Here is a 25,638-nt window from a genome sequence, read left to right on the forward strand (position 1 = left end):
CAGGGAAGGCGTGACGAATGAGTCGGAACCACCATGAAGCACCCGTTCTCGACGCCCTGGCCGCCTATCACGAGGAAGGCGAGCTGGCCTTCTCCCCACCCGGCCACAAGCAGGCCCGGGGCGCCGATCCCGCCGTACGGGCGGTGCTGGGCGACGCCGTGTTCCTCGGGGACGTCCTCGCCACGGGCGGGCTCGACAGCCGGCGGGAGACCTCGGGCGTGCTGCGGCGCGCCGAGGACCTGATGGCCGACGCGGTCCACGCGGAGCACACCTTCTTCTCCACCTGCGGCAGCTCGCTGTCCGTCAAGGCGGCCATGCTCAGCGTCGCCGCGCCCCATCAGAAGCTGCTGGTCGGCCGTGACGCCCACAAGTCCGTCATCGCGGGTCTCATCCTGTCGGGCGTCGAGCCGGTGTGGCTGGAGCCCCAGTGGGACGCGGAGCGGCACCTCGCCCACCCGCCGTCGGCGGCGACCGTGGAGAAGGCCTTCGCGGAGCACCCGGACGCGCGCGGCGCCCTGGTCACCAGCCCCACTCCGTACGGGGCGGCGGCGGACCTGCGGGCGATCGCGGACGTGTGCCACCGGCGCTCCCGGCCGCTGATCGTGGACGAGGCGTGGGGCGCGCATCTGCCGTTCCATCCGGACCTGCCGTCCTGGGCGATGGACGCGGGCGCGGACGTCTGTGTGACCAGCATCCACAAGATGGGCAGCGGTCTGGAGCAGGGCTCGGTCTTCCATCTCCAGGGCGACCTGGTGGACCACGACACGCTGGCCTCGCGCGCCGACCTCCTCGGCACCACCAGCCCGTCCGTCCTGCTTTACGCGGGAATCGACGGCTGGCGGCGGCAGATGGCTCTGGGCGGCCGGACCCTGCTGGGCGATGCCCTCGAACTCGCCGCGAGGGTCCGTGGCCGCATCGAGGAGATCGACGGGATGCACGTCAACGGGGAGAAGGACTTCTGCGGGCCCGGCGCGGCCGCGGAGTTCGACCCGCTGCCCGTGATCATCGACATCGAGGGGCTCGGCACCACCGGTTACCGGGCCGCCGACTGGCTGCGCAGCCACCACCGCGTCGACATGCATCTGGTCGACCACCGCCGGATCAGCGCGCAGATCACCCACGCCGACGACGCGTCCACCACCGGGCAGCTCCTGGCGGCGCTGGAGGACCTGTCCCGCAACGCCCACACCCTCCGCCCCGCCCCCGAGGTGCTGGTGCCCACCCCGGTCGAGCTCCGCCCCCACCAGGTCCGCCTCCCGCGCGACGCCTTCTTCGCCGAGACCGAGGACGTACCCGCGGCGGAGGCAGTGGGGCGCATCGCCGCCGAGATGATGACCCCCTACCCGCCCGGCATCCCGGCCGTGCTCCCCGGCGAGCGGATCACCGCCCCCCTGCTGCGCTATCTGCGCTCCGGCGTGGCGGCGGGCATGAACGTGCCCGATACCGCCGATCCCGGCCTGGAGACCGTCCGGGTGTGCGCCGGTCGGGAAGACCTCTGACGGCAGCTCCCCTCGTCCTCCCCCGCCCCCTGCCCGTAAGCCCGAAGGAGACATTCCGCCATGCGTGCTCTCGCTCTCGTCTGCACCCTGAACGCCTCGCCCGCCCCGTCCAGCAGTCAGCGCCTCGCCGAGCAGGTCATGGCGCAGTTCGCCCGGCACGACGTGCGGGGCGAGATCGTCCGGGTCGCCGACCACGACGTCCGCCCGGGGATCGGGGTGGACATGGGCGAGGGCGACGCCTGGCCCGCCCTGCGGGAGAAGGTCCTGGCCGCCGACATCCTGCTGATCGCCACGCCCATCTGGCTCGGCCACCCCTCCAGCGTCTGCCAGCGGGTCCTGGAGCGGCTGAACGCCGAGTCCTCCGAGACCGACGACCAGGGCCGCCCGCACACCTACGGGAAGGTCGCCGCCGTGGCCGTCGTCGGCAACGAGGACGGGGCGCACAAGGTGAGCGCCGATGTGTTCCAGGGGCTGAACGACGTCGGCTTCTCGCTGGCGCCCGGCGCCGTCACGTACTGGGTCGGCGAAGCCATGCAGGGCACCGACTACCAGGATCTGGACGAGACGCCCGAGGCCGTGGCCTCGACCACCGAGGCACTCGCGGCGAACGCCGTCCACCTGGCCCGGCTGCTCTCCGACCGCCCTTACTCGGCGTCCTGACGGCCCGACGGCCCCCGGGGTTCAGCCCCGGGGCTGGATGCGGCCCTCGGGAGGGACCTCTCCGGTGATGCTCGCGATCAACTCGGCGCAGAGTTCGCGCAGCTTGATGTTGCGGTGCTGCGACGCCGTGCGCAGGACGTCGAATGCCTTCTCCGGGGTGCAGCGTTGCTGGCCGACCACCACGCCGATCGCCTGGTCGATGACGGTGCGCGAACGCAGGGCGGCTTCCAGGTCGGCGGCGAACTCCTCGGTGTCCGAGATGCGTTGAGCCAGTGCGATGGCCCCGGTGGCCTGTGCGGTGAGCAGTCTCAGCGCTGTCAGGTCGGCCGTGTCGAAGGCGTGCGGGACGGGCGCGTACAGGTTCAGCGCTCCTGCCGTGTGGCTGTGCGGGGCGATCGGCAACGACAGCGAGGAGCGGGCGCCGCAGACCGCGGCGTAGGCGGGGTAGTCGGCCCAGCGGCTCTCCCGGAGGGTGTCGGGCACGCTGACCTCCCGGCCCGTGCGCATCGCCTGGAGGCACGGGCCGTCGTCCTGGCCGTACTGGGCCTCGTCCAGCTTCGTCGCGGCGGCCCCCACGCTGGAGACGGTCACGGGACGCCCCAGCCTCTCCAGCGTGATGCCGCAGCCGTCGGCCTCCTCCACCAGAGCGAGGGCGCTCCGGGCGAGGGCGCGCAGGAAGTCGTCCAGCGACGTGGTCTCCAGCAGCAGCGCGGTCGTGTCCGGCACCTCGGCCACGGGCCTGTCAGTCATGATCATCTCGTTCTGGGCGGTGACCCGCCGCTGAGCAGGGCGGGGCAGAGCTGGGCGGCGCGGTCCGGGCCGCCGGGACGGGGCAGCCGCCACCGACGCACCGGCGCCGAGCGGGCTCCGGGCGTGGGGCGGTGAGGGGGTCAGTCGTCGAGGCCGGGCGGCCGCAGCGGGGTGGACGCGGACCGGAGGGCCGCCGTCGGGCCGCCTGCGGGGTGGTGGGTTCCCGTCGCGGGGGGCCTGCCGCGGGGCTCCTGCAGAGGCGGGCGCGCGACGTCGGCAGCGTCGGCGGCCGGCGGAGGCGGTACCGAGGCCACGACGGCGGCGCGGCGACGAGGAGAGAGGTTCACGGGAAACTCCACGGAGGCAGGGAAAATTCTTACGGGCCGTTTCCTGACCTCCAGCGCTTCATTATGCCCTCTCCCTTCCGGCGCGGTCGGCCCGGCGTCGCCGAGCCGGCCCGCTCCGGCCCGAAAACGCCGCAGCACGACGGGAATCGGCTCCGCGGGGGTGTGCACCAGGGAGCCGATCCCCCGTCAGGGCCCGGCCACCGGCATCCGCCCCGGCCGTCAGCGCTCTCCCGGGAAGCGAGGCCGGGAGGTGTCGGCGTACGGGCCGAGCGGCCGCGGCGGGGCCCGGCGGACGGCGGCGCACCGCGGCGGCCGCCCGGCTTCGCGTTCCGCGACGCCTCCGGCTCCGGCCGGCACCCCCGGCTGCGCAGCTCCGCGCCCGGGAGGGTGCCGGCGACCCGCAGCACACGGTGGAGCCCCGCGGCGCCCAGGACCTCGCGGGCGTTGTCGTACCCGGCCACCACCGCCATCGAGACGCCGCGCTCTTCTGCCTGGCCCCGTACCCGCAGGAGGAGCCCCAGGGCCCGGGGGGTGAGCAGGGGGGTGCGGATGTCCACGATGATCGCCCGGGGGCCGCAGCACGGCAGCAGCCGGACGATCTCGCGCTCGATCGCCGCCTCGTTGTCGAGGTCGACCACTTCGCCGAGCTCGACGACGAGGTGCGCGGCGTCGAGGTGATAGCTGAGCAGGAACATGGGCACTCCAGGGAAGCAGGGCTGAGTGCGCGGCCGCTTCCTGACCTGCGTACCGCGCGTATGCCCACTCGTCGGCGCTCGACACCAGTCCGGCGGTGGTGGGGCCGGGCGGTGTGGCCCCCGCCGGAGGGGGCACCCGGGGCACCCGGAGGGAGCGGCGCGGCGCGGTCCGTGCAGTGCCATGCTGGTCCCAGGGTCCAGGCCCGGAAGGAAGCGATCATGACCGATGACGGAGTGCTCACACCGGGGCCGCCCGACCTCGTCTCTCTCCTGCTGGACACGGACACGCTGGACGGCTTTCTCCATGCGCTGGCTCAGAGCGCCCTGCTCATGTCGCCCACGGCCGACGGTTGCGGGGTGACCCTGGAGCGTGAGAACCGCCCGCTGACCGTGGCCAGCGCGGGCATCAGCGCGCCACCGCTGGACGAGGCCCAGTACGGGCAGGACGACGGCCCCTGTCTGGAAGCGCTGCGCGAGGGGCACGAGGTCAGCGTGGGCGATATGCGCGAGGAGGACCGGTGGAACGGCTACCCCGCCTTCGCGGTCGCCTCCGGGACCCGCTCGTCGCTGTCCCTGCCGATCGCGGCGCACTCCCACACGGCGGGCGCCCTGAATCTCTACTCGCCGAAGGAGAACGGCTTCGCGGACGTCGATCTGAGCGGGCTGCGCGCCCTCGCCGCCCAGGCGACGGGGGCCGTCGCGCTGGCCCAGCGGCTCTCGGACACCCGGACCTTCACGGCCGACCTGGAAGCCGCACTCCAGTCACGCGCCGTGATCGACCAGGCGGCCGGGATCGTCATGAACCAGCGCCGCTGCGGCGCGGAGGAGGCGCTCCGGACGCTGCGCACCGCGTCGCAGCATCGCAACGTGAAGCTCCGTGATCTCTGTGCGCAACTGGTGGGCAGCGTCTCCGGCGCCCCGCCCGCCGGCGGCCCCGGGCTGCGCCCCCGTCGGTGACCTGACGACGGCCCCGTACGGCCGAACACCGGCCGGGCATGTTTGGCATCCGTCGCGGGGGTACTCCTGCAGCAGGTATCCGGCGTACGCGGAGCTCAGGCGCCGACCGGTTGGGAAAGCAGCCGTCGGCGCCGTCCGCCGGCCTCCGGATGTCGCCTCCTGTCCACGTCTCCGGGGGCGTTGTTCCGGTGCGGGCTGTTTAGTGGGATCCGTACGGGAAACGCGGGGGTCGTCCCCCGAGACGGAGCGAGACGGAGTGAGGAGCACGTCATGCCGGCCGGATCGAACAAGAAGCGTGAGCGGCAGTACGAGCACATCAAGGAGAGCCAGGAGGAACAGGGCGCGTCGAAGAGCCGCGCGAAGGAGATCGCGGCCCGGACCGTCAACAAGCAGCGCGCCCGGTCCGGCGAGTCGAAGACGGCGAGCAGGACGTCGACGCAGGACAAGAAGTCCGCCTACGAGCGGGGCGGCGAGCGCTCCCACAAGGGTGCGCAGGGTCCCACGAAGGACCAGCTCTACGCCGAGGCGAAGAAGAAGAACATCGACGGGCGTTCCTCCATGAACAAGGAAGAGCTGCGCAAGGCCCTCGGACGCTGACGGTAGGCACCAACGGGCCGCACGGCCGCCCGCACGACGGAGGAGGAGGAGGACATGCCCGCAGACGCACGCGGCGACGATGTGTACCAGCCGCAGGACGACGACGGCTCGATTCCCCCGAACGATGAGCTGGACCTGGAGAACACGCTCGACGAACGGGACCTGGACGACCAGATGGAAGAGGGCTACAGCCCTCCCGAACGCCCTCTGGGTGTGACCAAGTTCGGTACGACGGGGGCGGAGGAGCGCCGGGGCGAATCGCTGGACCAGCGGCTCGCCCAGGAGGTCGGCGATGTGGAGCCGCCCGCCGGCGACGGCATCGGCGACCTCGTCGAGGGCGAGGGGGAACCCCGGGAAGGGTCCACCGTCGAGCCGCGGGCGGGCCGGCTCAGCGGCGCGGACGACGCGACCGGGCGGGCAAACGACGTCTTCGCCGAGGACGTGGGCATCGACGGCGGCGCCGCGTCGGCCGAGGAAGCGGCCGTCCACGTCAGGGACGAGGCGGACGCCCCGCAGGGCCGCGACAGCTGACGGCGGGGGAAGACGGGCGAGGGCGAGAGGAACGGCTGAGCATGGCAGGCGCGGCGATCTTCGATGTGGACGGCACGCTCACCGACACCAACCACCTGCACGTGGTGGCGTGGTGGGAGGCGTTCCGGCAGGCCGGGCACACGGTGCCGATGGCGGACATCCACCGGGCGGTCGGGCTCGGCTCCGGCGACCTGATCGAGCGGCTGCTCGGGCCGACCGGGACCCCGGGCAGGACGAGGCCATCAGTTCCGCGCACACGGTGCTCTACGGAACGTACTTCGACCGGCTCCCGGCCTTCCGGCGTGCGGGCGATCTGCTGCGGACGCTGGCCGGACGTGACTGGCGGGTCGTCCTCGCCACATCGGCGAGCGGGGCGGAGCTGGGGGCACTGCGGCGGGCGGTGGACGCGGACGAGGCCGTCCGGGACACAGCGAGTTCGGACGACGTCGACCGGGGCAAGCCCGCCGCGGAGCCCGTGGAGCTGGCCTGCCGTCTGGCCGGCGTCACTCCGGAACAGGCGGTGTTCGTGGGCGACACGGTGTGGGACATGGAGGCCGCGGCCCGGGCCGGGGTACGGGCGGTGGCTGTCCTGTCGGGTGGTATCCCGCGCGCCGACCTGGAGCGGGCGGGGGCGGACGCGGTCTACCGCGACGTCGCCGACCTGCTCGACCACCTCGACGACAGCCCGTTCGGGCCGGGCCCCGGCTGACGCGCACGGAACCGACTCGCGCGGACCGGAGCCTCGGGGTATTCCTGTTTAGTACCGACTTCACCGGGTATGGGGTGTTTTGTGCTTCGGACAAGAGGCGCGCCCGTGGGATTCCGGGCCGCGTCTGTCCGACCCGGCGACCTTCCCGCGGCGGCCCAGACGCATCGTCGACGAGGAGTGACCGCCATGCAGGCAGCAGCCGGACCCGAACCCGACCGTCCTACGGACGCCACCTCGCCCGACCAGGCGTTCCAGCGGCTGCGGGCACTTCCGCCGGGGCCGGAACGGGACGCGCTGCGTGAGGAGACGATCTGCTCGTGGCTGCCGATGGCCCACCGGATCGCCACCCGGTTCCGTAACCGGGGCGAGGCGATGGACGATCTGCGGCAGGTGGCCGCGATGGGGCTCGTCAAGGCGGTCGACCGGTTCGACCCGGAGCGGGGCAAGGCGTTCGAGACCTACGCCGTCCCCACCGTCACCGGGGAACTGAAGCGGCATTTCCGCGACCACACCTGGGACGTCCATGTGCCGCGCCGCGTGCAGGACCTCCGCAACCGGGTGCGGGTGGCCCGCCGCGAACTGGCGCAGACCAGCGGGGGCGGATCCCCGACCTGCGCCGAGATCGCCTCCGCGACCGGGCTCGGCGAGGAGGACGTACTGCTGGGTCTGGAGGCGCTGGAGAGCTACAGCGCCCTCTCGCTGGACGCCGAACCCGCGGGGTGGAGGGCGGCTCGCCCCTGGCCGACCGGCTGGGGTCCTGCGACACGGCGCTGGACACCGCCGTCGACCGTGAGGCCGTCAAGCCGGGCTACGGGAGCTTCCTGAGCGGGAGCGGACCATCCTGTACCTCCGGTACTTCCAGGACATGACCCAGGTGCGGATCGCCGAACGGCTCGGCATCTCGCAGATGCACGTGTCGCGCCTGCTCAGCCGGTCCTGCGAGCGCGTGCGCACGGGCGTGCTCCAGGGAACGTCCTGAAGACCGGGCCCCGCCCGAAGGCAGGGCCGGGGCGGGCGTGAGGAGGTCAGGGGATGAGCAGGGTCTTGATCATGCCGTCCCCCTTCTTCCGGAACGTCTCGTACGCCTGAGGTCCTTCTTCGAGCGGCAGATGGTGAGTGGCGAAGGAGTCCACGCCGAGCGGGTCACCGTCGATGAGCAGAGGCAGAAGGTCGTCGACCCAGCGTTTGACGTTGGCCTGGCCCATGCGGAGCTGGATCTGCTTGTCGAACAGGGTGAGCATCGGCATCGGGTCGGCGGAGCCGCCGTACACGCCGGAGACGGAGATCGTGCCGCCCCTGCGCACCACGTCGATCGCCGTGTGCAGCGCGGCGAGGCGGTCGACGCCCGCCGTCTCCATCATGCGCTGGGCGAGTGCGTCCGGCAGCAGCCCGACCGCCGTGTGCGCCGCTTTGGCCACCGGCGAGCCATGGGCCTCCATCCCCACGGCGTCGATCACCGCGTCCGTGCCGCGCCCGTCCGTGAGGTCGCGGACGGCGTCCCCGAGGTTCTTGCCGTAACGGCGCAGATCGAGGCAGGTGGCGCCGTACCCGCTGACCCGGTCGAGGCGTTCGGGGACCAGATCGACGCCGATGACGAGGCCGGCGCCCCGGTGCAGGGCGATCCGGGCGGCCATCGCCCCGATCGGGCCGAGGCCGAGGACGGTGACGCTGCCGCCGGGCGGGATGTCCGCGTACTCCACGGCCTGCCAGGCGGTGGGCAGGACATCGGAGAGGAAGACGAACCGGTCGTCCGGCGGACCGTCCGGGACCTTGATGGGCAGGGCGTTGCCGAACGGGACCCGCAGGTACTCCGCCTGCCCTCCGGGCACCTGCCCGTAGAGCTTGGTGAAACCGAACAGGGACGCTCCCATCCCCCGCTCGCGCACCTGGGTCGTCTCGCACTGGGAGTGCAGCCCCTGCCCGCACATGTGGCAGTGACCGCAGGAGACGTTGAAGGGGATCACCACACGGTCCCCCGGGGCGACGGCGGTGACCTCGGGCCCGACCTCCTCCACCACGCCCATGGGCTCGTGCCCGAGGATGTCGCCGGGGTCGAGGTAGGGTCCGAGCACCTCGCACAGGTGCAGGTCGGAGCCGCAGATGCCGGTGGACGTGATCCTGACGATGACGTCCGTCGGGTCCTGGATCCGTGGGTCCGGGACGGTCTCCACCCGGACGTCCCGCTTTCCTTGATAGGTCAATGCGCGCACAGTCGCACTCCTTTCCGTACAATCCAGCACCTTCGCGGCTTTTCCCGCAAGGGCCGAACGCCGGGTTCCCTGCGCTTCCCCAACCAAACGGACGGCGCCCCGTCGGCGGAACACCGGTCCGGGTTTTCGGGAGGATTCTGAGAGGATGGGGCCATGGGAAACAGCGCTCTCATCGTCATCGACATGATCAACACGTACGATCACCCGGACGCCGAGCTGCTCGTCCCTCCGTCCGCACGGCGCTTCCGCACCTCAGGCGCCTGATCGACCGTGCTCGCACGGAGGGGGTGCCCGTCATCTACGCGAACGACAATTTCGGCCAATGGCGCTCCCACCACGGCGAGATCATCGAGACGACCCTTGCGGGAAAGAACGCGGAACTGGTCCGGCCTCTGCTGCCGGATGACGATTCCCTTTTCGTCGTCAAGGCCCGGCACTCCATTTTCTACGAGACGCCGCTCAGCTATCTGCTCTCCGAACTGGCGGCGGACCATGTGGTCCTCTGCGGTCAGGTGACGGAGCAGTGTGTGCTGTATTCGGCGCTCGACGCGCATATCCGGCATCTGCGGGTGACGGTGCCGAGGGACGCCGTGGCGCACATTCACGGCGATCTCGCCGAGGCCGCGCTGCGCATGATGGAGCGCAACATGGGGGCCACGGTTCTCGACGCGGACGACGTCTCGTTCTGAGCCCCGGCCGCCCGGTCGCCGCTCACGTCGTCAGCGGCGTCCGCAGTGCCGAGCGGCCGCCGCGCCACGCCGCGAGCAGGTGGTCGCCGAGGAGGTCCTCCAGGTGGCCGGTCGCCTCGATGCCCAGGACGACATCGGCCGCCAGGCCGGGTTCGTCCTCCAGCAGGCCGCCGATCACCTCGTGGCGCACCACCTGTTCGTGGACCGCGTCGGCCTCCACGTGCTCGTCGTAGAACCGCTGGGCGGCGGGGCCCGCACCCGCGCGGCGCAGTGCTTCGGCCAGCCGTCTCGATCCGGGGGACGAGGTGATCTCCACGGTGGCGAAGTGCCCGACGAGGGCGCCGCGCAGCCGCCGGTGCAGGCCGAAGAGGGACATCATGTTGACGGTGGCCAGGGCCTGGGCGGGCGCGGCGTCGAGGTAGCGGCCGTACCGGGCGTCGAGGCCCAGGTCGGTCATCAGGTCGGCGAAGAGCTGGGCGTGGACGTTCTCCGCCCGTCCCGCCCCGAATTCGTCGAACTCGACGGCGACCATGCCCGCCTTCGCACGGCCCCGGAGCCTGGGCACCACCCACAGATGCGGATCGGCCTCCTTGAGGTGGTAGAGCGAGCGCACGGCGGCGTACTCGCGCAGTTGCCACAGCTCGCCCTCCCGCCGGAGGTGGTGGCTGACGCTGTGGCCGTCGTCCCCCACGGGTTCCAGCAGGAGCGCGTCCACCGCCCCGGCCACGTCCTGCCCGCCCGAGCCACCGTCGCGGCGCAGCGCGTCCAGGAAGACGTCCTCGGCCGCCGCGCGCACGCCGAGCAGGGCGGGGTCCCACTCCAGGCGCTCGTCCACCCCGGCGAACCCCCGGTAGTGGAGCTCGTAGAGGACGTACAGGAGGAGCTGGAGGTCGTCCCCGTACGGGTCCGCGCGGCGGATCGCGTCGGCGGCGGGCAGGCGGGTGCCGCTGCCCGCCAGCACGGTGAGGACGCCCTCGCTGAGGGGTCCGCGTGCCGGAGGGAGCGCGGGCGACGCCGCGGGGCTGTCTCGGTGGGTGGTGGTCCGGGTCGTCACGGTCGGGGCTCCTCCTCGCCGTCCTCGGGCTGTTTGCCGTCCGCGCCATCAGGCTGTGAGCCGTCCGGGCGGTTCTCCGTGCGCCCGGCGGGCTTGCGGCGGCGGTGGCTGGTGTCGCACCAGGGATAGGCGCGGCTGCGGCGGCAGGTACAGATCGCGACGACGAAGCGGTCGGCCCGGGTTGTCGTACCGTCGTCGCCGACGACCTCGACCGGCCCTTCCACCAGGATCGGGCCTTCCCGGTTCACCACCACACGGCGTGGCGTCTCACTTCTTCCGGCCACGGATCACCACCAGCTCCTCCCGATCCAGCCGGTCCCGCAGCAGGCCCCGGTCGCGCAGCCAGGCTGCCCGGCGGCGGGTGACCGGCCCGAAGGGGATCGTCACCCGGTCGGTCACGGAGACGTCGAGACCGGCCGCGGACAGACGCCCCACCGTCTCCTCCGGTCGGCTCAGCCCCGACTGGACCAGCAGGAGCAGACCGCCGGGGCGCAGGACGGCGAAGGCGTCGTCGCAGATGCGGTCCAGGATCACGCGGCCGTCGGGCCCCGCGTCCCAGGAGCGGCCGGGGCCGTGGCGCGGCACGGACAGGCCGGGGGCCGGAACGTACGGGGGGTTGCTGACGACGGTGTCGAACGTACGGCCCGGCAGGGCCCGGAGCAGGTCTCCCCTGCGTACGGTGACGGGCAGGCGGGCGAGCGCGGTGTTCAGCCGTGCGGAGGCCACGGCCCGGCGGCTGATGTCCACCGCGGTGACGCGGGCGCCGAGCCGGGCGGCGTGCAGGGCCAGCGCGCCGCTCCCGGTGCACAGGTCCAGCAGATCCGTGCCCGGGCCGATCCCCTCCCGTCGCATGGCGTGGGCCAGCAGAAGCGTGTCGGTCTGCGGGCGGTACACCCCGGGAAGCCGCACGATCCGGCCCGGACGCGGGGCCGCCCCGCCCGCCGGTGGGGCTGTGACGGGAGCATCCGGCGGGGCCGCCGCCGTCACCGGGTCGTCCTCGCCCTCGGAGAGCCCTACCGCTCGGCCGGCGCTCAACGGCCGGACGTCCCGTCGGAGCGGTCCCGACGGGCCAGACGGTCCGCGTCCGCCTGGCGACGGCGTCCCTCGTCCCTGCGGCCCTCGTCGTCGAGCGCCTTGCCGTCGGACTCCTTGGCCAGCCCACGGGCCTTCAGGATCTTGGCCCGCAGGATCCTGCTCACGTCACGCATCGTGTCCTCCTGTGCGGTCAGCAGTAGTTCCACGGTCGAGCGGTTCATGTCTCCTCGCCAGCGGGGCGGAGCCCGGGGTCCGTCACCGGGCGGTCCGGTGCTCGGTGGCTCGCGCCGCTCTACCGGAGTGACCGCGTTCGGCTCCGCCAAACGCGCGATCCGCCATTCGGGGAGTCGTCGTACGCTGAACTCTCCGTTCCGATCGACGGCAGGGGGAGAGCGGGACGGCCGGCAGCGCGCCGGAGAACGCGGGACTGCCGAGCATCCGCATTTCCGGCGTCGGCGCGGGCACCCTGAGCTGGACGGCCAGGAAGGCGGTCAGCGCCGCGCAAGCGGTGAGCGGCACGGCGGTGCCCCGCCCGGGCCAGGGAGTGTCCCGGAGCGGAGCATCAGTAGCGTCGCCGTGCCGAGACCGAGCAGGAGCAGGAGCAGCACGCTGCCGAGCCAGTCCGTCCGCCCGGCGGCCCGGGAGGCCCCCGGCGAACAGTTCGACGAGTTCGTCCCGGCCGTCGCCGACCGGATCCGCTGCGGCCTCAGAGCCGGCTGGCGACCCGTTGTTCCGGGGCGGGCTCCCGGTGAATGGGCTCCGCTCCCCCGGTCAGCGGCAGCCCCGTGCCGCCGCGCCGGGCCGCGACGATCTCCGCCGCGATGGACAGCGCCGTCTCCTCCGGCGTGCGGGCACCGAGGTCCAGGCCGATGGGCGACCGCAGGCGCTCCAGCTCGCTGTCGCCGAGGCCGGCCTCGCGCAGCCGCCGGGTCCGGTCCTCGTGGGTGCGGCGCGACCCCATCGCGCCGACGAACGCGGCGGGCATCCGCAGCGCCTCCGTCAGGAGCGGCACGTCGAACCGGGCCTCGTGCGTGAGGACGCACAGCACGGTACGGGCGTCGGTGCGGGTGCGCCGCAGATAGCGGTGCGGCCAGTCGACGACGACCTCGTCGGCCTCGGGGAACCGGGCGGGCGTGGCGAAGACGGGCCGGGCGTCGCACACCGTCACATGGTGGCCCAGGAACTTGCCGGCCCGGACCAGTGCGGCGGCGAAGTCGACCGCCCCGAACACGATCATGCGGGGCGGCGGGACGCTGGTTTCGACGAGCAGGGTGAGCCCGCCGGGGCAGTGCGAGCCGTCCTCGGAGAGGGCGACGGTTCCGGTGCGGCCGGCGTCCAGCAGGGCCGAGGCCTCGGCCACCGCCGTACGGTCCAGCTCCGGGTGGCCGCCGAGCCCGCCCTCGTGGGAGCCGTCGGCGCGGACGAGCAGGGGCCGCCCGAGGAACCCGTCCGGGCCGTCCACCACCCGCGCGAGGGCCGCCGCCCCGCCGGACACCGCGGCGGACAGCGCGGCCCGCAGCACCTCGCGCTCCGGTGCGCCGGACCGTACGGGCGTGACCAGGATGTCCAGGACGCCCCCGCAGGTCAGTCCGACGGCGAAGGCGTCCTCGTCGCTGTAGCCGAAGCTCGTCCGGACGCTGTCGCCGGATGCGATGGCCTCGGCGCACAGTTCGTAGACCGCGCCCTCCACACAGCCGCCGGAGACCGAACCGACCGCGGTGCCTTCGCTGTCGACGGCGAGGGCGGCCCCCGGCCCGCGCGGCGCGCTGCCGCCGACGGAGACGACGGTGGCGACCGCGAACTCCCGGCCCTCCGCCATCCATCGGTGCAGCTCACCGGCGATGTCAAGCATCCATCGCTCCCCCGGCGGGCTCCGGCCCGGTCGCGGCGAGGACCCGGTCGGGGCGGATCGGCAGATTCCGGTGGCGTACGCCGGTGGCGTGCCAGACCGCGTTGGCGACGGCCGCCGCCGCGCCCACGATGCCGATCTCCCCGACGCCCTTGATGCCGACGGGGTCGTCCGGGTCGTGGTCGTCCACCCAGTCCACCTCGATGGCGGGGTGTCGGCGTGGGTGGCCACGTGGTAGCCCGCGAGGTCGGGGGCGTAGTGGCCGCCGGTGTTGCGGTCGCGGACCGCCTCCTCGTGCAGGGCCATGGAGATGCCCCAGGTCATCCCGCCGACGAGTTGGTTCCGGGCGGTGAGCGGGTTGACGATCCGGCCCGCCGCGAAGATGCCCAGCAGGCGGCGCACCCGGATCTCGCCGGTGACGGTGTCGACCGCGACCTCGGCGAACTGCGCGCCGAACGAGTGGCGTTCCTTCGGTGTGAGTGTGCCGAGGGCCTCGGTGGTGTCGGACCGTACGGTGATCCCCTCCGGCGGGATGGACGTGGTCACCGCGAGCCGCTCCCGCAGTTCGGCGGCGGCCGCGGTGACCGCCCAGGCCCAGGAGCGGGTGCCCATGGAACCGCCGGCGATCATCGCGGGGCCGAAGTCGCTGTCGCCGATGCGGACCCGGACCTTCTCGGGTGCGGTCTCCAGCGCGTCGGCGGCGATCAGGGTGAGCGCGGTGCGGGCTCCGGTGCCGATGTCGGCGGCGGTGATCCGCACGGTGAACGAGCCGTCCGCCTCGGCCGTGACCAGGGCCGTCGAGGGTGCGGCCCCGGCGCCGAAGGAGGCCGCCGCGGTGCCGGTGCCCAGCAGCCAGCGCCCCTCGCGCCGGATGCCGGGGCGCGGGTCGCGGTCCGCCCAGCCGAACCGGCGTGCTCCTTCCCGGAAGCAGGCCGCGAGGTTGTTGCTGCTGAAGGGGAGCCCCGAGACGGGGCCGACCTCCGGCTCGTTGCGCAGGCGCAGTTCGATCGGGTCGATGCCGCCGCGTTCGGCGAGCTCGTCGAGGGCCGCCTCGATCGCGAAGGACCCCGGGGCCTCCCCCGGTGCGCGCATCCAGGTCGGGGACGGCACGTCGAGCCGGACGACGTGATTGACGGTCCGGTGGGCGTCGGCGTCGTACAGCACCCGGGCGACGCCCGCGCTGGGCTCGACGAACTCGTACACCGTGGACGTCTGGTTCAGCGAGCGGTGTTCCAGCGCCAGCAGTCGGCCGTCGGGGGCCGCGCCGAGCCTGACCCGCTGAGTGGTGGGGCTGCGGTAGCCGCCCAGCGAGAACGTCTGACGCCGGGTCAGCACCACGCGTACCGGGCGTTGCAGGGCGGTGGCGGCCATCACGGCGGACACCTGGTGGGCCCGGAGCCCCTTGCTGCCGAAGCCGCCGCCGATGTGTTCGGAGCGGACCCGCACCGAGGACGCGTCGAGCGAGAACATCGCGGCCAGCTCGCTCTGGACCCAGCCGGCGCCCTGGTTGGAGTCGACGACCTCCAGCCGGCCGCCCTCCCACCGGGCGGTCGCCGCGTGCGGTTCCATCATGCTGTGCTGCTCTTCGGGGGTGGTGTACTCGGCGTCCACCACGAAGGCGGAGGCGGCCAGTTGTGCCTCCAGGTCGCCCTTCTCCGTCTCGGCGGGCATATGGCCCTCGGCGGGGTAGGCGCCGGGGTGGTCCGGGCGGAGCGCGGTGTCGTGCGGTTCGCGGTCGTACGTCACCACGAGCGCTTCGGCCGCCTCCCTGGCCTCCTCCGGGGTCTCGGCGACGACCAGGGCGACCGGCCAGCCGGCGAAGGGCACCCGGTCGTCCTGGAAGACGGCGCAGGTCGGGTCGGGCGGGGTGCCGAGCATGCCGACGTAATCGGTGTTGAGGCGGGGGGCGTTGCCGTGGTGGAGCACGGCGAGCACGCCCGGCATGGCGAGGACCGGGGCGGTCTCCACGTCCAGGATGCGGCCACGGGTGACGGTGGAGAGCACGAGCCAGCCGTGGGCCAGGTCCGCGAAGGGGATCTCGCCCGCGTAGCGCGCCGCGCCGGTGACCTTGTCGCGGCCCTCGACGCGGGTACGGGCGGTGCCGACGGCGCCGCGGAACACCGAGGGGCCCGGGGTGGTGGTCGTCATCGGGCGTCCTCCCCGGCGAGTTCGGTCAGGACGGAGACCACGAGGTTGCGCATGAGGGTCACCTTGTATCCGTTGTGGGGCAGCGGCCGGGCGGCGGCCAGCTCGGCGTCCGCGGCGGCGGCGAAGGTCGCGCCGTCGGCCGGAGCGCCGGTCAGGACGGCTTCGGCGGCGCGGGCGCGCCAGGGGCGGGAGGCGACGGCCCCGAGGGCGAGGCGCGCTTCCCGGACGCGGCCGTCCTCGATGGTGAGCGCGGCGGCGACGGAGCCGATGGCGAAGGCGTACGAGGCGCGCTCGCGCACCTTGCGATAGCGGGAACGGGCGGCGGCGGGTGCGGCGGGCAGGGTCACCTGAGTGATCAGCGCGCCGGGCGGCAGGGCGGTCTCGTGGTGCGGGGTGTCGCCGACGGGGAGGTAGAAGTCGGTGATCGGGACTTCGCCGGGGCCGTCGGCGCTCTCGTAGGAGACGACGGCGTCGAGCGCGGTGAGGGCCACCCCCATGTCGGAGGGGTGCACGGCCACGCAGTGGTCGGAGGCGCCGAGGACGGCGTGGTTGTGGTGCTCGCCCGCGACGGCGGGGCAACCCGTGCCGGGGAGCGCTTGTTGCAGGGCTGGGAGAGGTCGGTGAAGTAGCCGCAGCGGGTGCGCTGGAGGAGGTTGCCGCCGACGGTGGCCATGTTGCGCAGCTGTCCGGAGGCTCCGGCGAGCAGGGCCTGGGTCAACGCCGGGTAGTGGCGGCGGACTTCGGGGTGGACGGCGAGGTCGCTGTTGGTGACGGTCGCTCCGATGCGCAGACCGCCGTCCGCCGTGGGTTCGATGCGGTCCAGGGGGAGTTCGCGGACGTCGACGAGGAGGGCGGGGCGTTCCACGCCGGTCTTCATCAGGTCGACGAGGTTGGTGCCGCCGCCGAGGTAGCGCGCGTCGGGGTCGGCGGCGAGGAGGGCGACCGCGCCGGTGACGTCGTGGGCACGCTGATAGCCGAACTCCCTCATGCGGCGGCCTCCTCGGCGGCAGGTATCCCGGCGGTGCCTTCCGCCGCGGCGTGTGCCTCTGCCGCGCGGGCGACGGCCTGGACGATCGAGACGTACGCGCCGCAGCGGCACAGGTTGCCGCTCATCCGCTCGCGGATCTCCTCGGGCGTCAGCGGTGGCGGCCCCGCCCCGGGGGCCGGGTCGTCGGTGACGGCGCTCGGCCAGCCGGCCGCGTGCTCCTCGATGACGGCGATGGCCGAGCAGATCTGGCCGGGCGTGCAGTAGCCGCACTGGTAGCCGTCGAGGTCGAGGAAGGCCTGTTGGACGGGGTGGAGTTCGTCTCCCTCGGCCACGCCTTCGATGGTGGTGATCTCGCGTCCCTCGGCCGCGACCGCGAGGCTGAGGCAGGAGACGACGCGCCGCTGGTCGACCAGGACGGTACAGGCGCCGCACTGGCCCTGGTCGCAGCCCTTCTTGGTGCCGGTGAGGTCGAGCCGCTCGCGCAGGGCGTCGAGGAGGGTGGTGCGGTGGTCGATGGGCAGGTGGTGCTTCTCGCCGTTGATGTTCAAGGTGATCGCACTGGACGTCGACGAGGGCGCTGGGGCCATGTTCAGCCTTCTCTGGTGTCGGGTGACGAGGAGAGCCAGGGCTTCGGCCGGCGACCGCGGGCCCCGGCCGGGAGTAAGGTAGCCCTAACCGGACCACTGTCCGCTTACCCGGAGAACGTAACGGACAGTTGTCCGGTTAACAAGGACGGGTTTCGGCCACGCATCCCGAGTCCGGCCACACCCCCGAGGAGGATCCGTGTCCCAGCAGCCGAAGAAGGACACCGCCCTGCGTTCGGACGCTCAGCGCAACCGCGAGCGCATCCTGCGGGTGGCCACGGTCGAACTGACGCTGCGCGCGGACGCCCCGCTGAGCGCGATCGCCAAGAAGGCGGGGGTCGGGCAGGGCACCTTCTACCGCAACTTCCCCCACCGGGAGGCGCTGGTCCTTGAGGTCTACCGCTACGAGATGCAGCAGGTCGCCGACGCGGCCTGCGAGTTGCTGCGGACCCGGCCGCCGGAGAGGGCCCTGCGCGAGTGGATGGACCGTCTCGCCCGCTTCGCGATGACGAAGGCGGGTCTGGCGGACGCGATCCGGCTGGTGACCAGCGCGCCGGGCGGACCCGCCAGGCCCGGCCCCACCCCGGTCATGGAGGCGGCCGGAACCCTGCTCCGCGCCTGCGAGGACGCCGGCGCCATCCGCCCGGGGGTGACGCCGGACGATTTCTTCCTCGCCATCGCCGGTCTCTGGCAGATCGATCCGCAGGAGGACTGGGAGCCGAGAGCTGGCCGGCTCCTGGATCTCGTCATGGACGGGCTGCGCACGGGGGCGCCCGGCGGGTGACCGGACCGCCCGCCGTCGCTGTCGCAGGGCCATGTGATGATGCCCCGTGAGCTGCGCGGGCCTGGGGAGGGGCCGGGCGCGGAAACAGCGACGGGAGCGGTGAGTTGAGCGAGGGTGGGGCGTCCGTACCGGACGAGGAGTGGGAGCGGTTCCTGAGGGAGTCCGAGGCCGGCAGCCCGGGCGCGCCCCAGGAACCGTCTGCGCGGGCCCGGATGGTGGCCCGGCGACTCCAGGAGGAGCCCGAGCCGCCGCAGGGGTGGCGGACGCACCAGCCGCCCCGGCCCCGGCGCGGCAAGGGCTGGTACGCGGTCGGCCTCGCGGTCGTCGTGGCCCTGCTGGTCGCCGCGGCCCTCGCCCCCGGCCGGATCGTCGGCTGGTTCGACGGCGGGGACGCGGTGGACACCCTGCCCCTCGCCGCGGAGTCGGAGCGCCCGGACGGGCCGCCCGCCCAGGAGGCGGACGGGCCGCTTCCCACGCGGGACGAGCCGTTCGCCGGATCCCCGGCGGCCCGGTGGGCCGACGGCGCGGCGGGCATCCATCTGCCCGCGCCGCGGGCGACCGGCTGGATGAGCGAGGCGGAGGTCGGCACGGCACTGGACCGCACCCGGGACTTCCTGGCAGCCTCCAGCCTCGACCCCGCCGTACTGCGCGGCGAGCGGCCCACGGAGGCCATGACGCTCATCAACCCTCACCAGGCGGACGTGCAGGGCTACTTGGAGAAGGCGTTCCGCGCGCCGGACCGCGAGAGCGACCCCCTCCTGCTGTTCAGCCGCTTCCGGCCCGCCGATGTGCGGCCGGTCGGGGACGTGGTCAAGACGCGCGGCCGGGTCACCTTCCGGGAGGGCGAGAAGGGCGCGGTGGTGGTCTCCACCGACGTCACCTACGTCTATCCGGTCATGCGCGCCTCGGGGGACGACGAGGTCGCGCGCACCATCGTGCGCCGCGAGGTGGTGATGAGCTGGGACGACCCGGCGAAGATCGTGATCGAGCCGGGGACGTTCTCCCTCGTCTCCTACAAGGTGGACACCACCAACGGCGGTTGCGACACCTACACCGGCTATCTGGTCCCCGCGTTCCTCGCCGACCGCACCACTTCCGCCGGCGGCGACGGCCCGGCGGTCGACCCGTACGACCGCAGCACGCCGATCGAGGAGCGGATGCGGAAGGGCGACGACGGGGGCTGCGACACCGCCACCCGTTCCTGAGCCCGGCCCGTCCGGCCCGCCGGGCCGGGCGGGCGGCCTGCGGGGTTCAGCCCTGGAGGGTGGCGAGCCAGCCGGTCAGCAGGTCGTTCACCTCGTGGGGGCGTTCCTGCTGGATCCAGTGTCCGCAGCCTTCGAGGAGGTGGGAGCCGGACAGGGCGGGCAAGGTGGTGGGGTAGGCGTCGATGGCGTCGGCCATCCAGGTGGTGGACGCGTCTTCGGTGCCGCCGATGAACAAGGCGGGCTGGGTGATCGGGGCGCCGCGGTGGGGAGCGAGGTCTTCCCAGTCGCGGTCCATGGCGCGGTAGCGGTTGAGGGCGCCGGTGAGTCCGGTGCGCTCGAACTCCCCGGCGTAGACGTCGAGGTCCCCCTCGGTGAGCCAGGAAGGAAGCGGACCGGTGGGGAACCGGTCGCGCAGCCGCCCGCCGCGGGCGACGAAGTGCGGGTCGGGCTCGCCCCGGGCCGGCATGGTGTCGGCGGAGAGAGCGGCGTAGAAGCCTGCGAGCCAGCCCCGTACATCGGGCTCGATCTCCGCCTCGGCGCGGCCGGGCTCCTGGAAGTAGGAGACGTAGAACTCCTGCTCGGGGCCTCCGATCCGACCGAAGACGTCGGTGGGACGGGGGCCGCCGGGCGGCGCGTACGGAACGCTCAGCAGGCCGACCGCGCGGAAGACCTCCGGGTGGCGGAGCGCGGAAGTGGCGGCGATGGTGGAGCCCCAGTCGTGGCCGACCACCACCGCGCTCTCCTCGCCGAGGGCGCGCACGACGGCCACGTTGTCCTCCACCAGGTCGAGCATGCGGTAGTCGTCGACCGCGGCGGGCTTCGAGGACCTGCCGTACCCGCGCACGTCGATCGCCACGGCCCGGTGACCGGCCGCGGCCAGGGCCGGAAGCTGGTGGCGCCAGGAGTACCAGGACTCGGGAAAACCGTGCACGAGCAGGACCAGGGGGCCGCTGCCCTGTTCGACCAGGTGCAGGCGCCCGGCCGGGGTCTCGACGGTGCGGTGGCGGAGGACGGTGGTCGGCTCGGATCCCATGGCGCTTCTCCTCGGTTCGGGCGGCCTGCGGATACCGACCGATCATGCGGCGCGGCGGTCGCCCGGCGCCATCGGCGTTGCCATTCCGGCAAACTTGCCGGACAGGTGCGTCCTCGGTGATCAGGACCTCGTTCCGGTTGCCGGGATGTCGCCGGGTCAGGCACCCGCGTGCCTCGTCGGCGACTACGGCGCCGCTCGGGTGGCGGGCCGTCAGCCCAGCAGCGTCGCGACGGTGATGAGCGCCGGCACCGACAGCAGTGTGGACAGCAGGATGGAGTCCCGCGCGAACCGTTCGGCGACCCGGTAGTGCGAGGCGTACGTGAACAGGTTCTGGGCTGCCGGGAGTGCCGCGATCACGACGACGTCCAGCAGCGCCTCGCCCCGCAGGTGGAAGAGGCCCGCGCCCACGGCCCAGGCGACGAGCGGCTGGGCGACGGTCTTGAGCAGCGCGGACAGATACAGCGCACCCCGGTCCTGCCCACGGCCGGGCCTTTCGGCGCCGCGCAGGGATATCCCGAAGGCGAGAAGGACCGCGGGGACCGACATGTTGCCGATGAGGACGAGCGGTTCGAGCAGCGGGCCGGGCAGGGTCAGGCCGGACGCCGCCACCGCCACCCCGGACAGCGATCCGATCGCCATCGGGTTGCGCAGGGGGGTGGTCAGCCGCCGCAGGACCGACACGGGCTCACCGGGGCGGCTGAGGTCGAGGACGGTCAGGGCCAGCGGGGTCACCACGATCTGCTGGAGCAGCAGGACCGGCGCGACGAGTGAGGCGTCGCCGAGTACGTAGACGGCGATCGGGATGCCCAGGTTCCCGGCGTTGACATAGCTGGAGCACAGGGCGCCGATCGTGACCCGTCCGGCGTCCCAGCGCAGGAACGGCCCGGCCACCGCGACGAACACGGCGGCCGCGGCACCGGTGGCGATGGCCGTGACCAGCAGTCGCCGCGACAGGACGACGGACAGGTCGGCTCCCGCGAGCATCGTGAAGAGCAGGGCCGGAGTCGCGACGTTGAAGGCGAGCCGGGTCAGCACGGTGCGGCCGTCCTGCCCGAGGTAACCGCGACGCCCTATGACGTACCCGACGGCGATGACGGTGGCGATCACCGTGAACCCGGTGAGAACTCCCTGCATGTCTTCCTTGCGGGTGGACCAGACGCGGTGGGCCACCACCGGCTGGAACGCCTGGTCGAGTGCCTGCCGGGACAGCGTCTCAGACCGGTGGCCGCGCCCCTGAGGCGGGGGAGCGGCCACCGGTCGGGTGGATGGTCCGACCCGGCGGCTCCGGGGCGATGCCGGAGCTGCCTGGACGCTCACTCCGTCAAGTGGTGGACCCGGTCCACGACATGCGGGCCGTAGCCGAACCGCTCACCGACACGTTCCAGCCGGCCGTACAGCTCCCGGGGCACAGAGGACCCGAACGCCTCGAATCCGTGCAGCAGGAAGCGGAACGCCATCTCGGCACACACCTCCTCCGCGCAGCGCGTCAGCGCGTCGCGCGCTTGCGGCAGGGTGACTCCGACCGCGTCCCGGCACGGGTCGAGCCGGTCGATCAGCTGCTTGACGTCGTCGGTCAGCAGCCGATGCGCGTACGTCGGCGAGGAGACACCCTCGTCGGTCTCCGGGCCGCCGGTTCCCCGTGCGCAGGGCGCCGCACCGGCGCCCCCGCGGTGCGGCGCCGCCGTCCCTCCCGCGAGCGCGGAGGCCCGTCGCGGCCAATCGCGCTCCCGGCCGCCGATCTCCGGGCTCCCGTCGAGGGCGTTGCTGTCGGTCAGCCGCCACAAGGCGTTCAGCTCGGCACCGGTGAGCGGGGACTCCACCAGCCGCCGGACATCGTCGGCCAGGAGGAGACGGCGGCCGACGCCCTGCGCGTCGGGCGGCCCGCACCACTGGGTGATGTGGTCCCACTGGTCAGCCGCGAACAGCACCCAGTCGCCGTGGAACGAGCCGCCCAGGCCGGTGAGCCCGAAGTCGAAGGACAGGTCGTCGCTGTTGATGGTCGGGTCGTGCACGCATACTCCTGCACGGGCTCAGACCGGGTGGGTCGTGGAGACGTAGGAGAAGCCATCAGATTACCGATCGGTAGCTTGGATGACGAGGAACGCCCCGCTCCGTCCACCCGCGGGGCCGTCGGTATCAGCACCCCCTCCTCGCCCGACCGGCCGAGCGCCGCCTTCACCGACGGCAGCACGACCGACGCGACGCGTTCGTATCACCCGAAATGCCCCTTTCGCCGAATCGTCTTAGCCTGCTGACACTGCTCGGATAGTCGACAGCCGGCGCCGTCGGCGGAGGGCGAGCTTCCATGGCTGAGCTACGTAAGAAGTCCGGACTGGTCGGCGAGTTGTCGGCGGAGTTCGCGGGAACGATGATCCTCCTCCTCTTCGGTTGTGGTGTCGTGGCCCAGGTGGTGGCGGGCGGAGCCCTGACGGATCCGGCCGGCGGGCTCGGGGACCACGACAGCATCGCCTGGGCGTGGGGGCTGGGCGTCACGCTCGGCGTCTATGTGGCGGCGCGGCTGAGCGGGGCCCATCTCAACCCCGCGGTGACCCTGGCGCTGGCCGCGTTCAAGGGGTTCCCGTGGAAGAAGGTCGCCCCCTACGCGGTGGCGCAGACCGCCGGGGCGTTCGTGGCCGCGCTGATCGTCCGCTGGAACTACAGCGAGGCGCTGGCGAAGGCCGACCCCGGACACACCATCAAGACGCAAGGGGTGTTCTCCACCCTGCCCGCCAACGGCAACCCGGCGCTGCCCGTGCACGAGTGGGGCGCGTTCCGGGACCAGATCATCGGCACCGCCATCCTGCTGCTGCTGATCCTGGCCATCACCGACATGCTGAACACCCCGCCCGGCTCGAACATGGGCCCGTTCATCATCGGTCTGGTCGTGGTCGGGATCGGTATGGCCTGGGGAACGAACGCCGGGTACGCGATCAACCCGGCCCGTGACTTCGGCCCCCGGCTGGCGAGCTTCCTCACCGGTTACGGCGGGGCGTGGCGGGACCAGTACGGGAATCTCTACTTCTGGGTCCCCATCATCGGCCCGCTGCTCGGCGGCCTGTTGGGCGCGGGGCTCTACAAGTTCCTCGTCGGACGCTTCCTGCCGTCCGCCGAACCCGAACCGCCGGGCCGGGTCCCGGCGTCCCAGGACTGAACCCCAGCGCCCGGAGAGGCAGCACATCATGGCGGACTTCATCGGCGCGGTGGACCAGGGGACCACCAGCACTCGATTCATGATCTTCGATCACGGCGGCAACGAGGTCGCCAAGCACCAGCTGGAGCACGAGCAGATCCTGCCCCGCTCCGGCTGGGTGGAGCACGATCCCGTGGAGATCTGGGAGCGCACCAACTCGGTGATCCAGAACGCCCTGCGGCACGGCGGCCTGTCACCGACCGACCTGGTGTCCATCGGGATCACCAACCAGCGGGAGACCACGGTGGTCTGGGACCCGCGCAACGGGCGGCCCTACTACAACGCCATCGTGTGGCAGGACACCCGTACGGACGTCATCGCCGCGAACCTGGAGCGTTCGGGGAAGGGCGAGGTCATCCGCCGCAAGGCCGGGCTGCCACCGGCGACGTACTTCTCCGGCGGCAAGATCCAGTGGATCCTGGAGAACGTCGACGGCGTGCGGGAGGCGGCCGAGGCCGGTCACGCGATCTTCGGCAACACGGACGCCTGGGTCCTGTGGAACCTGACCGGCGGCCCGAACGGCGGCATCCACGCCACCGACGTGACCAACGCCAGCCGCACGATGCTGATGAACCTGGAGACACTCGACTGGGACGAGGAACTCCTGGACTTCTTCGGCATCCCCCGGGCGATGCTCCCGAAGATCAACCCCTCGTCGCACCCCGACGCCTACGGCTCCACGCGCACCTCCCGGCCGCTGAGCGCCGCCATCCCCATCGGCGGTGTCCTCGGCGACCAGCAGGCGGCCACCGTCGGCCAGGTCTGCTTCTCCCCCGGCGAGGCCAAGAACACCTACGGAACCGGCAACTTCCTGGTGCTCAACACCGGAGCCGAGCTGGTCCGTTCGCAGAACGGCCTGCTCACCACGGTGGCGTACCAGTTCGGCGACGAACCGGTGGTCTACGCCCTGGAGGGGTCCATCGCCGTCACCGGATCCGCGGTGCAGTGGCTGCGCGACCAGATGAAGATCATCAAGTCGGCGCCGGAGAGCGAGGAGCTGGCCCGCAGCGTCCAGGACAACGGCGGGATGTACTTCGTGCCCGCGTTCTCCGGCCTGTTCGCGCCGTACTGGCGCTCCGACGCCCGCGGCGCGATCGTCGGCCTGGCCCGGTACAACGACAACGCCCACCTGGCGCGGGCCACGCTGGAGGCCATCTGCTACCAGAGCCGCGATGTGGTCGAGGCGATGGAGCAGGACTCCGGGGTCCATCTCGACGTGCTCAAGGTCGACGGCGGCGTCACCGCCAACGACCTCTGCATGCAGATCCAGTCGGACGTCCTCGGCGTCGAGGTCAGCCGTCCCGTCGTCGCCGAGACGACCGCTCTCGGCGCCGCCTACGCGGCGGGGCTCGCCGCCGGCTTCTGGCAGAACACCGACGAGCTGCGCGCCCAGTGGCACGAGTCGAAGCGCTGGTCGCCCCAGTGGTCCGAGAAGCAGCGCGCGGAGGGCTACGCGGGCTGGAAACGTGCGGTGGAACGCACTCTCGACTGGGTGAAGGTGCCCTGACGCGCTCGCATAGGTTGGGCCGGTCCCTTCCGCCATCCCGACGAGGACCGGCCCATGCCCAGCACCACCAGCATCCGCCTGATAGAGCCCGCCGACGCCGCCCCGATCGCCGCCCACCGGGTACGGGACGCCGAGGCGTTCCGCCCGTGGGAACCGGCCCAGCCGGACGACTTCTTCACCCCTCAGGGCCAGGCGGAGCGGATCGAGGGCCTGTTGGCGGGGCACCGGGCCGGTACGGTCTGGCCGGGTGCGGTGCTCGCCGGTGACGAGGTGATCGGGCAGATCACCATCGGGGGCATCCTGCCGCAGCCGCACCTGCGCCGCGGCTCCCTCGGCTACTGGATCGCCTCCGTCGCCCAGAACCGGGGCCACGCCGGAAACGCCGTCGGGCTCGCCCTCCGCGTCATGCGCGAAGAGCTGAACCTGCATCGCGCCGAGGCGTCCACCAACCTGGAGAACCTGCCCTCCCAACGCGTGCTGCGCCGCAACGGGTTCACCCCGTACGGTGTCGCGCACGCCGCGATCTTCCTCGACGGGGGCTGGCGGGACGGGCTGTTGTGGGAGCGGATCCTGGGCGACTGACCCGGGCGCGAGCAGGCGGCCGGTCCGGCCTCGGG

Annotated in this window: 22 protein-coding genes and 5 pseudogenes; 13 read left to right on the forward strand and 14 right to left on the reverse strand. The window is 72.8% G+C overall.

Annotation, left to right across the window (positions count from 1 at the left end; translation table 11 throughout):
* Window positions 1-17: 17 nt before the first annotated feature.
* Both CCZ36_RS02220 and CCZ36_RS02225 read left to right on the forward strand, forming a co-directional pair.
* The gene (locus tag CCZ36_RS02220) at window positions 18-1,499 is read left to right on the forward strand and encodes an aminotransferase class I/II-fold pyridoxal phosphate-dependent enzyme (RefSeq protein ID WP_069739628.1); all 1,482 of its coding nucleotides are present in this window, start codon (window positions 18-20) and stop codon (window positions 1,497-1,499) included.
* Between the two features lie 60 nt (window positions 1,500-1,559).
* Complete coding sequence (locus CCZ36_RS02225) at window positions 1,560-2,159, forward strand: flavodoxin family protein (RefSeq protein ID WP_128816930.1); 600 nt, start codon at window positions 1,560-1,562, stop codon at window positions 2,157-2,159.
* Between the two features lie 21 nt (window positions 2,160-2,180).
* On the opposite strand, the gene CCZ36_RS02230 is transcribed toward CCZ36_RS02225, so the two are convergent.
* Both CCZ36_RS02230 and CCZ36_RS02235 read right to left on the reverse strand, forming a co-directional pair.
* Window positions 2,181-2,909: a GAF and ANTAR domain-containing protein gene (locus tag CCZ36_RS02230; RefSeq protein ID WP_443069786.1), complete on the reverse strand. Its 729-nt coding sequence runs from the start codon at window positions 2,907-2,909 to the stop codon at window positions 2,181-2,183.
* A 376-nt stretch (window positions 2,910-3,285) separates the two neighbouring features.
* Window positions 3,286-3,951 (reverse strand): STAS domain-containing protein, encoded by a 666-nt coding sequence (locus CCZ36_RS02235; protein ID WP_237302577.1) that lies wholly within the window; start codon window positions 3,949-3,951, stop codon window positions 3,286-3,288.
* 219 nt (window positions 3,952-4,170) lie between these two features.
* Between CCZ36_RS02235 and CCZ36_RS02240 the strand changes: the two genes are divergently transcribed.
* The 5 genes and pseudogenes from CCZ36_RS02240 (at window position 4,171) to CCZ36_RS02260 (ending at window position 7,724) form a co-directional block, all read left to right on the forward strand.
* On the forward strand, window positions 4,171-4,908 hold the full coding sequence (locus CCZ36_RS02240; protein WP_069739631.1) for a GAF and ANTAR domain-containing protein: 738 nt from the start codon (window positions 4,171-4,173) through the stop codon (window positions 4,906-4,908).
* 270 nt (window positions 4,909-5,178) lie between these two features.
* Window positions 5,179-5,505 carry a plasmid stabilization protein gene (locus tag CCZ36_RS02245; protein ID WP_069739632.1) on the forward strand — a complete coding sequence of 109 codons (327 nt, stop codon included), beginning with the start codon at window positions 5,179-5,181 and terminating at the stop codon, window positions 5,503-5,505.
* Window positions 5,506-5,559: 54 nt separating this feature from the next.
* Window positions 5,560-6,036 carry a DUF5709 domain-containing protein gene (locus CCZ36_RS02250; protein WP_069739633.1) on the forward strand — a complete coding sequence of 159 codons (477 nt, stop codon included), beginning with the start codon at window positions 5,560-5,562 and terminating at the stop codon, window positions 6,034-6,036.
* 41 nt (window positions 6,037-6,077) lie between these two features.
* Window positions 6,078-6,745, forward strand: a pseudogene (locus CCZ36_RS02255) (HAD family hydrolase).
* Window positions 6,746-6,931: 186 nt separating this feature from the next.
* Window positions 6,932-7,724: pseudogene (locus CCZ36_RS02260) on the forward strand (SigB/SigF/SigG family RNA polymerase sigma factor).
* A 46-nt stretch (window positions 7,725-7,770) separates the two neighbouring features.
* On the opposite strand, the gene CCZ36_RS02265 reads toward CCZ36_RS02260, so the two are convergent.
* Complete coding sequence (locus CCZ36_RS02265) at window positions 7,771-8,955, reverse strand: zinc-dependent alcohol dehydrogenase (RefSeq protein ID WP_069739636.1); 1,185 nt, start codon at window positions 8,953-8,955, stop codon at window positions 7,771-7,773.
* Between the two features lie 153 nt (window positions 8,956-9,108).
* Here CCZ36_RS02265 and CCZ36_RS02270 point away from each other — a divergent pair.
* A pseudogene (locus CCZ36_RS02270) lies at window positions 9,109-9,644 on the forward strand (cysteine hydrolase family protein).
* A gap of 22 nt (window positions 9,645-9,666) precedes the next feature.
* Here CCZ36_RS02270 and CCZ36_RS02275 read toward each other — a convergent pair.
* The 8 genes and pseudogenes from CCZ36_RS02275 to CCZ36_RS02315 form a co-directional block, all read right to left on the reverse strand.
* Window positions 9,667-10,698, reverse strand: a complete 1,032-nt coding sequence (locus CCZ36_RS02275) for an iron-containing redox enzyme family protein (RefSeq protein WP_128816932.1) — start codon at window positions 10,696-10,698, stop codon at window positions 9,667-9,669.
* Window positions 10,695-10,952, reverse strand: a complete 258-nt coding sequence (locus CCZ36_RS02280) for a CDGSH iron-sulfur domain-containing protein (protein ID WP_069739639.1) — start codon at window positions 10,950-10,952, stop codon at window positions 10,695-10,697. The genes CCZ36_RS02275 and CCZ36_RS02280 overlap by 4 nt, the downstream gene beginning before the upstream one ends.
* 13 nt (window positions 10,953-10,965) lie before the next feature.
* On the reverse strand, window positions 10,966-11,733 hold the full coding sequence (locus CCZ36_RS02285) for a HemK2/MTQ2 family protein methyltransferase (RefSeq protein WP_443069787.1): 768 nt from the start codon (window positions 11,731-11,733) through the stop codon (window positions 10,966-10,968).
* Window positions 11,730-11,954 (reverse strand): hypothetical protein, encoded by a 225-nt coding sequence (locus CCZ36_RS02290; RefSeq protein ID WP_128816933.1) that lies wholly within the window; start codon window positions 11,952-11,954, stop codon window positions 11,730-11,732. Before CCZ36_RS02290 ends, CCZ36_RS02285 begins: the two co-directional genes overlap by 4 nt.
* A 485-nt stretch (window positions 11,955-12,439) precedes the next feature.
* Window positions 12,440-13,585: an XdhC family protein gene (locus CCZ36_RS02300; RefSeq protein WP_069739642.1), complete on the reverse strand. Its 1,146-nt coding sequence runs from the start codon at window positions 13,583-13,585 to the stop codon at window positions 12,440-12,442.
* Window positions 13,578-15,730: pseudogene (locus CCZ36_RS02305) on the reverse strand (xanthine dehydrogenase family protein molybdopterin-binding subunit). Before CCZ36_RS02305 ends, CCZ36_RS02300 begins: the two are co-directional and overlap by 8 nt.
* A pseudogene (locus CCZ36_RS02310) lies at window positions 15,727-16,718 on the reverse strand (FAD binding domain-containing protein). The pseudogenes CCZ36_RS02305 and CCZ36_RS02310 overlap by 4 nt, the downstream one beginning before the upstream one ends.
* Entirely contained in the window at window positions 16,715-17,305 is a 591-nt protein-coding gene (locus CCZ36_RS02315; RefSeq protein WP_069744019.1) for a (2Fe-2S)-binding protein, read from the reverse strand. Before CCZ36_RS02315 ends, CCZ36_RS02310 begins: the two are co-directional and overlap by 4 nt.
* Window positions 17,306-17,501: 196 nt before the next feature.
* On the opposite strand from CCZ36_RS02315, the gene CCZ36_RS02320 reads away from it, so the two are divergent.
* Together CCZ36_RS02320 and CCZ36_RS02325 are read left to right on the forward strand one after the other, a co-directional pair.
* A complete protein-coding gene (locus CCZ36_RS02320) occupies window positions 17,502-18,086 on the forward strand; it encodes a TetR/AcrR family transcriptional regulator (protein ID WP_128816934.1) in 585 nt (194 codons plus the stop codon).
* A 104-nt stretch (window positions 18,087-18,190) separates the two neighbouring features.
* Window positions 18,191-19,291 carry a hypothetical protein gene (locus tag CCZ36_RS02325; RefSeq protein ID WP_128816935.1) on the forward strand — a complete coding sequence of 367 codons (1,101 nt, stop codon included), beginning with the start codon at window positions 18,191-18,193 and terminating at the stop codon, window positions 19,289-19,291.
* Window positions 19,292-19,337: 46 nt separating this feature from the next.
* Here CCZ36_RS02325 and CCZ36_RS02330 read toward each other — a convergent pair whose 3' ends face one another.
* From CCZ36_RS02330 to CCZ36_RS02340, 3 genes are all read right to left on the reverse strand, one after another.
* A complete protein-coding gene (locus CCZ36_RS02330; RefSeq protein WP_128816936.1) occupies window positions 19,338-20,324 on the reverse strand; it encodes an alpha/beta fold hydrolase in 987 nt (328 codons plus the stop codon).
* A gap of 210 nt (window positions 20,325-20,534) precedes the next feature.
* The gene (locus tag CCZ36_RS02335; RefSeq protein WP_069739649.1) at window positions 20,535-21,458 is read right to left on the reverse strand and encodes an AEC family transporter; all 924 of its coding nucleotides are present in this window, start codon (window positions 21,456-21,458) and stop codon (window positions 20,535-20,537) included.
* A gap of 179 nt (window positions 21,459-21,637) precedes the next feature.
* Window positions 21,638-22,336, reverse strand: coding sequence for a hypothetical protein (locus CCZ36_RS02340; protein ID WP_128816937.1), 699 nt, complete (start codon window positions 22,334-22,336; stop codon window positions 21,638-21,640).
* A gap of 293 nt (window positions 22,337-22,629) precedes the next feature.
* Here CCZ36_RS02340 and CCZ36_RS02345 point away from each other — a divergent pair, with 293 nt between their 5' ends.
* Genes CCZ36_RS02345 through CCZ36_RS02355 form a run of 3 tightly spaced genes read left to right on the forward strand, consistent with a single transcriptional unit; the run spans window position 22,630 to window position 25,603 of the window.
* Window positions 22,630-23,475, forward strand: coding sequence for an MIP/aquaporin family protein (locus CCZ36_RS02345; protein WP_069739651.1), 846 nt, complete (start codon window positions 22,630-22,632; stop codon window positions 23,473-23,475).
* A 28-nt stretch (window positions 23,476-23,503) separates the two neighbouring features.
* Window positions 23,504-25,021 carry a glycerol kinase GlpK gene (gene glpK, locus CCZ36_RS02350; protein ID WP_069739652.1) on the forward strand — a complete coding sequence of 506 codons (1,518 nt, stop codon included), beginning with the start codon at window positions 23,504-23,506 and terminating at the stop codon, window positions 25,019-25,021.
* Between the two features lie 54 nt (window positions 25,022-25,075).
* On the forward strand, window positions 25,076-25,603 hold the full coding sequence (locus CCZ36_RS02355; RefSeq protein ID WP_069739653.1) for a GNAT family N-acetyltransferase: 528 nt from the start codon (window positions 25,076-25,078) through the stop codon (window positions 25,601-25,603).
* Window positions 25,604-25,638: the final 35 nt, after the last annotated feature.

It is taken from the genome of Streptomyces sp. S063, assembly GCF_002832675.1.
Taxonomy (GTDB): Bacteria; Actinomycetota; Actinomycetes; order Streptomycetales; family Streptomycetaceae; genus Streptomyces; species Streptomyces sindenensis.